This window comes from Amycolatopsis sp. NPDC051102 (assembly GCF_040682815.1).
Lineage (GTDB): Bacteria > Actinomycetota > Actinomycetes > Mycobacteriales > Pseudonocardiaceae > Amycolatopsis.
In genome coordinates this window covers 23,724-35,842 of the sequence record NZ_JBFBBT010000017.1, presented here as the reverse complement: position 1 = coordinate 35,842, position 12,119 = coordinate 23,724, and the positions used below count along the sequence as shown (strand labels likewise).

Sequence of the window (12,119 nt, the reverse complement as noted above, 5' to 3'; positions counted from 1 at the left end):
GTGGCATGATCGGCCTCGATGAAGGTCTACGCGATCCCCCTGCGCACCCGGTTCCGCGGCATCACCGTCCGTGAAGGCGTGCTGCTGCACGGCCCGGCGGGCTGGGGCGAGTTCTGCCCGTTCGCCGACTACTCCGACGCCGAAAGCGTGCCGTGGCTGCGGGCGGCGCTGGAAGCGACCGAAGCCGGCTGGCCCGCGCCGGTCCGCGACCGGGTCGAGGTCAACACGACGGTCCCGGTGGTCGGGCCGGAGCAGGCGTACGAGCTGGTCCGCGCGTCCGGCTGCCGGACGGCCAAGGTGAAGGTCGCCGACCCGCGCGTCTCCCTGGCCGACGACTGCGCGCGGGTGGAAGCGGTCCGCGCCGCGCTGGGCCCGGACGGCGCGATCCGCGTCGACGCCAACACGGCCTGGGACGTCGACACGGCGGTGCGGGCGATCACCGACCTCGACAAGGCGGCGGGCGGCCTGGAGTACGCGGAACAGCCGTGCCCGTCGATCGAGGAGCTGGCCGCGGTGCGGCGCCGGGTGGGCGTCCGGATCGCGGCCGACGAGTCGATCCGCCGGGCCGAGGACCCGCTGAAGGTGGCGGTCGCCGGAGCGGCGGACATCGCGGTCCTGAAGGTCTCCCCCCTCGGCGGCGTGCGGCGCGCGCTGGAGGTCGCCGAGGCGTGCGGGCTGCCGTGCGTGGTGTCGTCGGCGGTGGAGACGAGCGTGGGCCTGGCGGCGGGACTGGCGCTGGCGGGCGCGCTGCCGTCGCTGGAATTCGCTTGTGGACTGGGCACGATTTCGTTGCTGCAAGGCGATGTTGCCGCGAATCCACTGTCTCCTGTGGACGGATACCTGCCGGTTCCGCGGCGCGCACCGGAGCCCGCGGACGCGTACCCGGCGCCCCCCGAGGTCGCGGCCGCGTGGGAAGCGCGGCTGAGCCGGGTGCGTGCGCTCACCTGACCCCGAGGGCGAAGTTCAGGGTCGGGGTCGGGGCCGTTCCGGATGTGGTCAGGGTGCTCCCGGCGCCAGTATTGAGCCATGACGAACAGCGTGTACACCCCGGAAACCACCAAGAAGCTCCGCCGCAGCCGGAGCGACAAGATGCTCACCGGCGTCTGCGGCGGCTGGGCCACCTACCTCGGCATCGACGCGAACGTGCTGCGCATCGGCCTCGTCGCCGCCGTGTTCCTCTCGGTCGGCATCGCCATCCCGATCTACGTCGCCGCCGCCATCCTGACGCCGGAAGAGGACTCCTGAACCGGGGCGGGCGCCGGTTCGCAGGGGGAACCGGAGCCCGCCCGACGACGGGGGTGCACGAAGAGGAGAACGGCCCGGGCGCCAGGGGACGCCCGGGCCGTTCGGCCGATGCGGCTGGGCCGAACGGCAGAAATGCGCGGCGCGGATCCCGTTCGAGGGGTTAGGGTTCGCGCTCGTGGATCAAGGGAGCAAAACGGCCGCGAAGGTCGTCGTCGGGATCCTCGGCGGGCTGTACCTGATCGCCGGGCTGGGGCTGACCGCCTTCGCCGCGTTCCACGCGCTCGACGACCCCGGTAGCCGGTCCGCGGCCAAGGTCGTGCTCTACAGCGCCGCCGCGTTCGCGATCTGGGTGATGCTGACCGGGATCGGCGCGGTCGTCCTCGCGATGGAAGCGGACGAACCGAGCACGGCGTGGCTCGGGGGCCTCTTCGTGCTCGCGCTCGGCGTTGTCACCGTCGGCGCGTTCGCCGTCTGGTTCTTCACCAAGCCATAGCAAAGAAAAAGCCCGGCCCGCCGAAGCGGACCGGGCTTTCCCTGCGTGGATCAGAAGTCCATGCCACCCATGCCACCGGACGGGTCGGCGGGAGCGGCCGAAGCCTTCTCCGGCTTGTCCGCCACGACGGCCTCGGTGGTCAGGAACAGCGCCGCGATGGACGCGGCGTTCTGCAGCGCGGAGCGGGTGACCTTCGTCGGGTCCGGCACGCCGGCGGCGAGCAGGTCCTCGTAGACACCCGTGGCGGCGTTGAGGCCGTGACCCTGCGGCAGGCCCTTGACCTTCTCCACCACGACGCCGCCCTCGAGGCCGGCGTTGATCGCGATCTGCTTGAGCGGGGCCTCGACGGCCACCTTGACGATGTTGGCGCCAGTGGCCTCGTCGCCCTCGAGCTTCAGGCCCGCGAACGCGGCCTCGGCGGCCTGGATCAGGGCCACGCCACCACCGGCGACGATGCCCTCTTCCACGGCGGCCTTCGCGTTGCGCACCGCGTCCTCGATGCGGTGCTTGCGCTCCTTGAGCTCGACCTCGGTCGCGGCGCCGGCCTTGATGACGGCCACGCCGCCGGCCAGCTTCGCGAGCCGCTCCTGCAGCTTCTCGCGGTCGTAGTCCGAGTCCGAGTTGTCGATCTCGGCGCGGATCTGGTTGACGCGACCCTGGATCTGGTCGGCGTCGCCCGCACCCTCGACGATGGTCGTCTCGTCCTTGGTGATGACGGCCTTGCGGGCCTTGCCCAGCAGGGACAGGTCCGCGTTCTCCAGCTTGAGGCCGACGTCCTCGGAGATGACCTGGCCACCGGTCAGGATCGCGATGTCCTGCAGGATCGCCTTGCGGCGGTCACCGAAGCCCGGGGCCTTGACGGCGACGGACTTGAAGGTGCCGCGCATCTTGTTGACGATGAGGGTGGCCAGGGCCTCGCCCTCGACGTCCTCGGCGATGATCAGCAGCGGCTTGCCGGACTGGATGACCTTCTCCAGCAGCGGCAGGACGTCCTTGACGGTGGAGATCTTGGAGCCGAAGAGGAGGATGTACGGGTCCTCGAGCTCGGCTTCCTGACGCTCCGGGTCGGTCACGAAGTAACCGGAGATGTAGCCCTTGTCGAAGCGCATGCCCTCGGTGAGCTCGAGCTCGAGGCCGAAGGTGTTGCTCTCCTCGACGGTGACGACGCCTTCCTTGCCGACCTTGTCCAGCGCCTCGGCGATCAGCTCGCCGATGGTGCGGTCAGCGGCCGAGATCGAGGCGGTAGCAGCGATCTGCTCCTTGGTCTCGATCTGGACGGCGGCCTTGTGCAGCTGCTCGGTGATGGCCTCGACGGCCGCCTCGATGCCGCGCTTCAGGCTGATCGGGTCGGCGCCGGCGGCAACGTTGCGCAGGCCTTCCTTGACCAGGGCCTGGGCGAGCACGGTGGCGGTGGTGGTGCCGTCACCCGCGACGTCGTCGGTCTTCTTGGCAACTTCCTTGACGAGCTCGGCCCCGATCTTCTCCCACGGGTCTTCGAGCTCGATCTCCTTGGCGATGGAGACGCCGTCGTTGGTGATGGTCGGCGCGCCCCACTTCTTTTCGAGCACGACGTTCCGGCCCCGCGGGCCGAGGGTCACCTTGACGGCTTCGGCGAGGATGTTCAAGCCACGCTCGAGACCGCGGCGGGCGTCCTCGTCGAACGCGATCAGTTTGGCCATTGCGGTGTGGTCCTCCGGTATTGGGCGCCACCGCCGCGCTGTATCTCATGCAGCGGCGGCAGCAGGACTCTTTCCTCGGCCAGGCTCGGTGCCCGCGACGGACGACTGGACCCGGGTGGGGGTTCAGCCTCACCGTCCCGACCTTTGGCACTCGACGGCGTCGAGTGCCAAGTTCGTGTTTAGCACTCTCGGGGGGAGAGTGCAAGAAGCCCAGCTCAGCGTCGCACGATCAGGAGCTTGTTCTCTCACCCTATGCCTCCTCCGACACCTGAGGACCACGGGCTTCGACCGGCTGAAACACGCGCTGCCTGCCCTACGACTACCTCACATGCCTGGAATGGAAGCCGCCATCGGCCAAGTGGTCGTTCGCGCACTGATCGCCGGCTCCAAAGGTGGCAGCGACCTTCCCTGGCGGTCGGCCCGCTCCCGGCTCAAGAAGCAGCTTCGGGAAGCACTCGGCACAGCCCCGGCCGAGCCGCTGGGCGTGCTCGAATCGGTCATGGCAGAAGCGGACCTCAACGCTTTTGACGCACGACGTTCGAGCTTGCGCTGGGGCCGCGCCTACTACCTCCTCGGCGTACCGGCGGTCATCCTCGCGACCACCGCCGGCGCCACCGGCCTCGCGACCGCGGCGGGACGAGTCGTCGCCGCCGTCATAGCCCTGGCCTCAGCCGGGCTCTCGGCCGCAGCAACCTTCCTCAACAGTCAAGAGCAGAGGAAGACCACCGGGCAGCTGTGCGCCGCCTGGCAAGAGCTGGCCGACGACGCACGGATGGAATTGATCCAGCGGGCACAAGCCCTGAAGGCAGGCAGATCTCCAGACGACGTGTTCGAGTCGACCTACTGGGAGCAAGTCCTCGAACTGCACCGCAGGAAAGGCCACCTCCTGCGCGGCGACCTGCCTCCAGGCAAGTCCACCGGCGAAAGCGGCCTCCGTGCCCTCAGGAACTCGGCTTGATGCTGATCGACGTCGGAGGCGCGTTCAGCGACGACGTCGGCTTGCCCTGGGAGTCGCCGCCCGGGCCGACCGGGATGTTCGGGGCCGTCGTCTGGGTGCCGCCGCCACCACCGCTGCCGCCGTCGCTGAAGAGGAAGATCGCGCCCACCACCAGGCCGGCCACCACGACCAGGCCCAGCACGAGGAAGATCCACTTCTTGCCGCCGCCGCTCTTCGGCTGGTGGAACGCGCCCGCGCCGCCGGCGGGCATGGGCGGGCGCAGCCGCATCGGGTCCTGGCCGTAGCCCGGCGGGGGCATGCCCGGCTGCTGCGGGTAGCCGTAGCCCGGCGGGGGTCCCTGGGGCGGCATGCCCTGGGGCGGCATCCCGGGCGGCGGGCCCTGCTGGGGGTAGCCGTAGCCGGGCGGCGGGCCCTGGGGCGGCGGACCCTGCGGTCCGGGGCCCGGGCCGTAACCGGGCTGCTGCTGTCCTCCGTACGGGTGCACGGGGGCCCCCTCTCCCTGCGGTGCGCTGTTCTGGTGCGGCCCCTGTTGTACCTGACCAGGACGCTGCGGCGCCGGGATTCCGCCCGAATGGGACCCGGGCGGGCTCGGCGGGGTGTCGGACGTCGCCAGCGGGCCGAGCGCGCGGCGGGCGGCCGCGACCATCTCGACGCAGCTGGGGTAGCGGTCGGCCGGGTTCTTGGCCATGCCGCGCCGGATCACCTCGTCGATCGACGGCGGCAGCGCGACGGCGCGGGAGATCGCCGGCGGCTCGCCGTTGAGGTGGCCCTTGATCACCGTCGGCACGTCACCCTTGAACGGCGGGCTGCCGGTGAGGCAGGCGTAGAGGACGCACGTCAGCGCGTACTGGTCGGTGCGCCCGTCCAGCGGCTCCCCGCGCAGGTGCTCCGGCGCCGCGTAGGTGGGCGAGCCGAGGAAGTCGCCGCCGCGCGTCCGGTGCCCGGTCGCGCCGCGGCGCGTCAGCCCGAAGTCGGCGACGTACACGTGCTCGCGCGAGGTCTCCTTCTTCGTCACGAGCACGTTCGCCGGCTTGACGTCGAGGTGGACCAGACCACGGTTGTGCAGCGTGTCGAGAGCGTCGGCGACCTGGTCCAGCATCGTCAGGGCGCGCGCGGGCGCGATGGGACCGCCGGAGATCAGCCCGGCGAGATCGCCGCCGTCGACCATCCGCATGGCGATGTAGAGCATGCCGTCGAGCTCGCCGAAGTCGTACAGCGGCACGACATTGGCGTGGTCGATCGCGGACGTGTTGCGCGCCTCGTCGACGAACCGCTCGCGGAACTCGGCGTCGGCCCCGAGGTGGTCACCGATGACCTTCAGCGCCACCTTGCGGCCGAGCCGCACATCGGTGGCCTTGTAGGTCACACTCATGCCGCCCTTGCCGAGCACCCCGTCGATGCGGTAGTTGCCCAGCCGGCGACCGGTGAGGTCCCCCGACACATCGCCTGTCACGCCCGCAGCCTAACGCCCCTGGTTCGGCGCCTGCCGGGGGTTCACCGATCAGCTGAGGGCCCTCGCTACGAAACCTTGCGCACGTCGGCTGCCTGGCTACGACCATCGCGGCCCGACTGCACTTCGAACTCGACGCGATCGCCTTCGTCCAGAGTGCGGAATCCTTCGGACTGGATGGCCGAATAGTGGACGAACACGTCCGGCCCCTCCGTGGATTCGATGAACCCGTAGCCCTTTTCCGAGTTGAACCATTTGACGGTGCCGACAGCCACGGCGCCCTCCCTCAGCACAAAGGATCCGCTGGCCCGAGCGGATGCCAGCGGCGGAGTGCCAATCACGCTACCGGAATTATTCCCCTCGGCAATGGGCAATTCGTCCGAAGATCACGAACCCGAAAGGCGTCGGTTCCGCGCGTGCACGAGCACCGTCCCGGGACCCGCGAAGTCGACCGCCAGCCCTTCGCCCGTGCGAAGCGACTGCGGGCCGCCCGGATCGAGGGCCCGCAGCCGGCACTGCACGGTGTCCGGGTAGGCCAGCAGGTAGTCCGGCCGGACGGTGACCAGCTCGCCCTTGCCGAGCTCGAACGCGTCCACCGGGCCGGGCGCGGCCAGCACGAGCGGCCCGGTTCCGCTGTAGTGCTCGAGGAACCCCGAATCGGCGCCGAAGAGCTGCTGCAGCGGCACCCACCCGGTGTCGTGCCGGACCGACGAAGGTCGCACCAGCACGGCGTCGCGGTGCACCGACCAGCCCGTGCCGCCGCCGAGTTCGAGCGGGTAGACGTCGCCGGGGCGCAGCGGCGCGAAGTCGATCCAGCCGCCGTCGGAGGGCGCGGTGTAGACGGCCGTCGCGGCCTTGCCCGCGCGGACGCCGCCGCGGCCCGCGGGTGTCTCGGTGACGCCGAACCGGCTGGCGAGCAGGGTTTCCGGCGCGGCGCGCACGGCCTCGCCCGGGTCCAGCAGGACGCGGGCGACGCCGAAGGCCGGGGTGTGCCGGGTCTGGACGCGCATCAGCGTGACGGGACGTGGGAGACGATCCAGCCGACCAGCGCGGACGGGTTGCGCGTCTGCGTCATGATCTGGCCGGGGCCGACGAAGTCGAACACGAGGCCCTCGCCGCTCTTCATCGACTGGATGATGCCCTGCGCGACCTTCCGGATCTGGTACTGCACGGTGTCGGCGTACGCGACGACGTGCCCGGTGTCGATGGTCACCATCTCGCCCTGCTGCAGCGTGATGGTCTCGACCGCGCCGTAGCAGCTGACGAGCAGCTGGCCCTGTCCGGTGGCGTGCGTGAGGAACCCGCCTTCGCCGCCCATCAGGTTCTTCATCCCGCCCCACTTGGTCTCGGTCTGCACGCCGTGCGACGACGCGAGCCAGCAGCCGCGGGTGACGGCCCAGCCGGTCCGGCCGTCGAGGGTGATCACCTGGATGTCGCCGGGCAGGTTGGCGGCGACGTCGACCCAGCCGCCGTTCTGCGGGGCGGTGAAAGTGGAGATGAAGAAGGACTCGCCGGAGAGGAACGCGCGGCCGAGGCCCTTCATGATCCCGCCCTGCGCCTGCGACTGCACCTGCACGCCGTAGCTGGTGGCCATCATCGCGCCGGACTCGACCTGGCACGGTTCGCCGGGCGCCAGCATCAGCCGGGCGACGGCGAACGAGGGCTGTTGACGGATTCCGACCTGCATGCGTACTCCCCATCGGCGTGCTCGTGACGGGGCAGAGTCTTGCATGCGCCGAGAACACGGGGAGGATGGTCCGGTGATCTCCGTCGACGACTACCGCGACCGGGTTGCCGCGCTCCTCGGCACCGCTCCCGCGACCGCCCTGCCCCTCGCCGCCGCGGCCGGTCTCGTCCTGGCCGAGGACGTGACGGCGACCGTGTCCCTGCCGCCCTTCGACAACTCCGCGATGGACGGTTACGCGGTCCGCGCGGCCGATGTCGCCACCGCGCCGGTGACCCTGCCGGTCGCCGACGACATCCCGGCCGGCCGGGTCGACGTGCAGCCCCTCGAGCCGGGCACCGCGCACCGGATCATGACCGGCGCGCCGCTGCCGCCGGGCGCGGACGCGGTCGTGATGGTCGAGGACACCGACGGCGGCACCGCGCAGGTGACCATTTCGGCGCCCGCGCGCGAAGGGGCGCACATCCGCCGGACCGGCGAGGACGTCGTCGAAGGCAGCATCGCCCTGCACGCGGGCACGGTCCTGGGCCACTCGCAGCTGGGCCTGGCGGCCGCGGTCGGGCTCGCGGAGGTGCGGGTCCACCGGCCGCTGCGGGTGCTGGTGGCCTCGACCGGCACCGAGCTGATCGACGCCCCGGCCCCGCTGCGCCACGGCCAGATCTACGAGTCCAACAGCGTGATGCTCGCGGCGGCGATCCGCGGCCTCGGCTGCGAGGTCGACGTGGTCCGCAGCGTCGTCGACGACGTCGAGGAGTTCCGGAAGGTCATCGAGCCGAAGCTGGCCGACGCGGACCTGCTGGTGACGTCCGGCGGCGTCAGCGCGGGCGCGTACGAGGTGGTGAAGGACGCCCTGACCGGCCAGGGCGTCGAGTTCGCGAAGGTCGCGATGCAGCCGGGCGGCCCGCAGGGCTGCGGGCGCTGGCACGGCGTGCCCGTGGTGACGTTGCCCGGCAACCCGGTCAGCGTGCTGGTGTCGTTCGAGGCGTTCCTGCGCCCGGCGATCCTGACGGCGCTGGGCCACACGGACGTCTCCCGCCGCCGGGTGCGGGCCCGGCTCACCGAGGAGATGGCCTCGCCGGCCGGGCGCCGCCAGTACCGCCGCGGCGTGTTCGCCCCGTCCGACCGCGAGGTCACCGGCATCGTCGGACCGCGCGGCGGCCCGGGCTCGCACCTGCTCGGCGCCTTCACCCAGGCGAACTGCCTGATCGTGCTGCCCGAGGACGTCACATCGGCTGGGGAAGGGGAAGAGGTGGACGTCCTGCTGCTCTGACCGGGAACTCGCGCAGCTTCCGGTAGGGCGCGAGCAGCGGCAACGCGAGGATGAGCACCCCTGACGCCACCCACAACGTCTCCCGGACACCGATCGCTTCGCCCAACGTGCCACCGAGCACCCCGGCCAGCGGGATCGTGCCGTACGCGACGAGCGAGGCGCTCGAGGTGATCCGGCCGAACAGCTCGGGCGGGCAGTACTGCTGCCGGAACGTCGTGGTCAGCACGTTCGAGGCGACGACACCGGCGCAGACGCCGAAGACCGCGAGCACGAACAGCGCCAGTCCCCACCCGGGACCGCTCAGCGGGCCGAGCAGCATCATCGGGGCCGCGAAGATCTCGCAGAGCAGGAACGCCCTCGCGGCGCCGAAGCGCGCGCCGAGCCGCCGGGCCAGCGCCGCGCCGAGCATCCCGCCGGCCGCGGCCAGCGCCAGGACCAGGCCCACCAGCCCGGGGCCGGCGCCGAGCGTGCGGGACAGGAAGACGATCTGGATGGAGCTGTACCCGCTGAGCGCGAGGTTCGAGACGGCGGCGAACGTCATCATCGACCGCAGGTAGCGGTCCCCGGCGACGAACCGCAGGCCCTCGGCGATCTGGGTGCGCAGCGGCGTGCGCTCGGCCACGGCCTGGGTCTCTCGCGCCCGGATCGCGCGCACGCAGAGCACCGAGACCCCGAAGCTGATCGCGTCCGCGAGGATGCCGCTGACCGGGCCGAACAGCTGGGCCAGCAGACCGGCCAGCCCCGGCCCGGCGACCTGCGTCGCGGATTCGCTGCCGTGCAGCTTCGCGTTGCCTTCCAGGAGATCCTCGTCCCCGACGAGGGCCGGGAGGTACGCGCGGTAGGCGAGGGTGAAGAACACCTTCGCGAAGCCGCCGAGCAAGGCGGCGGCCAGCAGGTACGGCATGGTCAGCATTCCGAAGACGGCGGCGAGCGGGACACTGCCGAACACCGCCATCGAGACCGTGTTGCAGACCAGCATCACCGGCCGCTTCGGCAGCCGGTCGACCCAGGCGCCGGCGGGCAGGCCCACGATCAGCCACGGCAGCCAGGCCGCGGCCGTCAGCAGCGCGACCTCGAAGGTGCTCGACTGCAGCGTGACCACCGCGACCAGCGGCAACGCCGTGCTCGCGACCATGCTGCCGAGCATGCTGGTGGTCTCGCCGGTCCAGAGCAGCCGGAAGTCCCTGTTCCCCCAGAGCCCCTTCACGGCTGGCCCAGCGACGCTCGCGCAGCGAAGAAGACCGGCCGCCGTTCGACCCCGTCATCGGGCAGGGCCCGATCGCGGTACTCGGCGAGCATGGCGACGATCCGGTCGTTCAGCTCGTCCAGTTCGGCGATGGAGAGGCGGGCCCAGCCGTCGATGCTGAACAGCGCGCCACGCCACTCCGGGGGGTAGGTGTCCCGCTTGGCCAGCCACTCGCGGGCCATCGTGTGCTGGTAGTTGAGCGTCAGCGCCTCGGCGGTTTCGGCGATCGGGTCGCCGGGGAAGTCCTGCGCGCCCCACTTGATCGCGCTGGAGGTCCGCCGCCACCAGCGTTCCCGGCGGTCACGGGCCAGCTCCGCCGCCTCCTCGACGAGTTCGCTCGCCGCCAGCACCTTCAGGTGGTGACTGATGTTCCCGACGGCCTGATCGGTCCGCGCCGCGAGCGCCGACGCCGTCGCCGGGCCGTCGAGGTGCAGCAGGTCCAGCAGCCGCCGACGCAAGGGGTGCGCGATGGCCGCAAGCGCTTTCGAGTCGCGGATCTCCCGGACGTTCTCCTCTTCCATGAAGCACAAGAGTAGTTGTACAACAGCTCTTGTGCAATGACGCTTGTGCATCTCCTCCCGTAAACTCCGGGCATGGGTTTCGTCGCATGGGTGATCTTCGGCGCGATCGTCGGCTGGGCCGCGAACCTGGTCGTCGGCGGGCGCGCCCGGCGTCGGCAGGGATGCCTGGTCAGCGTGCTCGTCGGGGTCGTCGGCGCGGCGCTGGGCGGGCTGTTCTACCGGCTCGCGACCGGCCAGGCGAAGACGTTCGACTTCGACTTCCCCAGCTTCGGCGTGGCCATCCTCGGCGCCGTCGTGCTGCTGGCGATCCTGCGGCTGATCAACGGGCGCACCCGGCGTCCGAGTGACCGTTGGTAACTTTTCCCTCGGCGAACAGTGATCAAGCGGGCCCCGGCCGCTAGACTGCTTCCTCACGCGCATCTCCCGGTGGCCGGGTGCGTGCGCCGTCGGGGGGCGGATGCACCCGGCCCCTCTTTCCCGCTTCGATGACCACGTCGACCGCGCGGACCGGGTCGACGAGCGGCGGCACCGGCACCTCGTCGATCTCCTGACGCCACGCGCCCAGGAGCTCGCAAAGCCGGGCCTCGGCAAGATCGCGGCGATCAGTCATCGATCCTCACAGGGTCAGGCGGGCAGCGTCCCGAGCGGCGGCAACTACTTAGAGTCATCGGTGAAATTGACCTTGCGTTACGACCGGGCGATCTTTCCCACCCGCCGCGGTGACCCCCTCCGGGTGGGGCGCGCGGACACGCTCACCTGGGGCAGCGGTAGCGTGGGGGCGCCCGTACGCGGCCGCCGGACCTCCGGCGCCCACAGTCCTTCCGACACGAAACCAGGGGACCCGACCATGAGCGGCACCCGGCCGGAGCCCGCCGGCAACCCAGTCGCGCACGCCCTCCAGCTCGCCCGCGAGACGCTGCCGCCGATGCACCCCGCGGGTCGCCCGTTCGTGGCGGGCGGCGTCGCCGCGACGCTGCTGGCCCGCCGGTTCTCCAAGCGCCTCGGGCTCGTCGGGGCGCTGGCGACGGTGGCGACGGCCGCGTTCTTCCGCGAGCCGAAGCGCGTCCCGCCGCCGCGTGACGGCGTCGCGCTCGCTTCGGCCGACGGTCTCGTGTCGCTGATCGAGGAAGCCGTGCCACCCGCCGAGCTCGGCCTGCCCGCCGAGCCGCGGATGCGCGTGTCGGTGTTCCTCTCGGTGTTCGACGTGCACGTCCAGCGCGTGCCGGCGAACGGCGTGATCGAGCGCGTGGCCTACCGGCCGGGCAAGTTCCTCTCCGCCGACCTGGACAAGGCCAGCGACGACAACGAACGCAACTCCGTGCTGATGCGCACCGAGGACGGCCACGAGCTCGTCGTCGTGCAGATCGCCGGGCTGGTCGCGCGCCGCATCCTCTGCGAGATCCGCGAGGGCGACAAGGTCGGCGCCGCTTCGACGTACGGCATCATCCGGTTCGGCTCGCGGGTCGACCTCTACCTCCCGCCCGGCTCGACGGTGCTGGTCAGCAAGGGCCAGCGCACGATCGGCGGCGAGACGGTCATCGCGGAGCTCCCTGCCACGCCTTCGAAGGGCTGA

The 12,119-nt window shown here is 71.3% G+C and carries 15 protein-coding genes; 7 read left to right on the top strand and 8 right to left on the bottom strand.

Annotated features, from left to right (window positions below):
• The first annotated feature begins 18 nt into the window (after nt 1-18).
• The 3 genes from AB0M93_RS34675 to AB0M93_RS34665 all read left to right on the top strand — a co-directional run bounded on the left by AB0M93_RS34675 (nt 19) and on the right by AB0M93_RS34665 (nt 1,738).
• A complete protein-coding gene (locus tag AB0M93_RS34675) occupies nt 19-948 on the top strand; it encodes an o-succinylbenzoate synthase (protein WP_364281665.1) in 930 nt (309 codons plus the stop codon).
• A 78-nt stretch (nt 949-1,026) separates the two neighbouring features.
• Complete coding sequence (locus AB0M93_RS34670) at nt 1,027-1,245, top strand: PspC domain-containing protein (protein ID WP_364281662.1); 219 nt, start codon at nt 1,027-1,029, stop codon at nt 1,243-1,245.
• Nucleotides 1,246-1,420: 175 nt separating this feature from the next.
• Nucleotides 1,421-1,738 carry a hypothetical protein gene (locus AB0M93_RS34665; RefSeq protein ID WP_364281659.1) on the top strand — a complete coding sequence of 106 codons (318 nt, stop codon included), beginning with the start codon at nt 1,421-1,423 and terminating at the stop codon, nt 1,736-1,738.
• 50 nt (nt 1,739-1,788) lie between these two features.
• Here the strand turns inward: AB0M93_RS34665 and groL are convergent, their stop codons facing one another.
• Nucleotides 1,789-3,417: a chaperonin GroEL gene (gene groL / locus AB0M93_RS34660; RefSeq protein ID WP_155540626.1), complete on the bottom strand. Its 1,629-nt coding sequence runs from the start codon at nt 3,415-3,417 to the stop codon at nt 1,789-1,791.
• A 337-nt stretch (nt 3,418-3,754) separates the two neighbouring features.
• Between groL and AB0M93_RS34655 the strand changes: the two genes are divergently transcribed.
• Complete coding sequence (locus AB0M93_RS34655) at nt 3,755-4,375, top strand: hypothetical protein (RefSeq protein WP_364281657.1); 621 nt, start codon at nt 3,755-3,757, stop codon at nt 4,373-4,375.
• On the opposite strand, the gene AB0M93_RS34650 is transcribed toward AB0M93_RS34655, so the two are convergent.
• The 4 genes from AB0M93_RS34650 to AB0M93_RS34635 all read right to left on the bottom strand — a co-directional run bounded on the left by AB0M93_RS34650 (nt 4,359) and on the right by AB0M93_RS34635 (nt 7,512).
• Nucleotides 4,359-5,828, bottom strand: coding sequence for a serine/threonine-protein kinase (locus AB0M93_RS34650; protein ID WP_364281655.1), 1,470 nt, complete (start codon nt 5,826-5,828; stop codon nt 4,359-4,361). The two genes, AB0M93_RS34655 and AB0M93_RS34650, sit on opposite strands and share 17 nt — an antisense overlap.
• Nucleotides 5,829-5,893: 65 nt before the next feature.
• On the bottom strand, nt 5,894-6,100 hold the full coding sequence (locus AB0M93_RS34645; RefSeq protein ID WP_003085446.1) for a cold-shock protein: 207 nt from the start codon (nt 6,098-6,100) through the stop codon (nt 5,894-5,896).
• A gap of 111 nt (nt 6,101-6,211) precedes the next feature.
• Complete coding sequence (locus AB0M93_RS34640; RefSeq protein ID WP_103351250.1) at nt 6,212-6,835, bottom strand: AIM24 family protein; 624 nt, start codon at nt 6,833-6,835, stop codon at nt 6,212-6,214.
• Entirely contained in the window at nt 6,835-7,512 is a 678-nt protein-coding gene (locus tag AB0M93_RS34635) for a TIGR00266 family protein (protein WP_364281652.1), read from the bottom strand. Before AB0M93_RS34635 ends, AB0M93_RS34640 begins: the two co-directional genes overlap by 1 nt.
• 73 nt (nt 7,513-7,585) lie before the next feature.
• Here AB0M93_RS34635 and glp point away from each other — a divergent pair, with 73 nt between their 5' ends.
• Entirely contained in the window at nt 7,586-8,779 is a 1,194-nt protein-coding gene (gene glp / locus AB0M93_RS34630; protein ID WP_364281649.1) for a gephyrin-like molybdotransferase Glp, read from the top strand.
• Here glp and AB0M93_RS34625 read toward each other — a convergent pair.
• Nucleotides 8,733-9,986: an MFS transporter gene (locus AB0M93_RS34625; protein ID WP_364281646.1), complete on the bottom strand. Its 1,254-nt coding sequence runs from the start codon at nt 9,984-9,986 to the stop codon at nt 8,733-8,735. The genes glp and AB0M93_RS34625 overlap by 47 nt on opposite strands.
• Entirely contained in the window at nt 9,983-10,546 is a 564-nt protein-coding gene (locus AB0M93_RS34620) for a helix-turn-helix domain-containing protein (protein ID WP_364281643.1), read from the bottom strand. The genes AB0M93_RS34625 and AB0M93_RS34620 overlap by 4 nt, the downstream gene beginning before the upstream one ends.
• A gap of 72 nt (nt 10,547-10,618) precedes the next feature.
• Here AB0M93_RS34620 and AB0M93_RS34615 point away from each other — a divergent pair, with 72 nt between their 5' ends.
• Nucleotides 10,619-10,903 (top strand): GlsB/YeaQ/YmgE family stress response membrane protein, encoded by a 285-nt coding sequence (locus AB0M93_RS34615; RefSeq protein ID WP_364281640.1) that lies wholly within the window; start codon nt 10,619-10,621, stop codon nt 10,901-10,903.
• 40 nt (nt 10,904-10,943) lie between these two features.
• Here AB0M93_RS34615 and AB0M93_RS34610 read toward each other — a convergent pair whose 3' ends face one another.
• Nucleotides 10,944-11,156, bottom strand: coding sequence for a hypothetical protein (locus AB0M93_RS34610; protein ID WP_364281637.1), 213 nt, complete (start codon nt 11,154-11,156; stop codon nt 10,944-10,946).
• 237 nt (nt 11,157-11,393) lie between these two features.
• On the opposite strand from AB0M93_RS34610, the gene AB0M93_RS34605 reads away from it, so the two are divergent.
• Nucleotides 11,394-12,119 (top strand): phosphatidylserine decarboxylase, encoded by a 726-nt coding sequence (locus AB0M93_RS34605; protein ID WP_364281634.1) that lies wholly within the window; start codon nt 11,394-11,396, stop codon nt 12,117-12,119.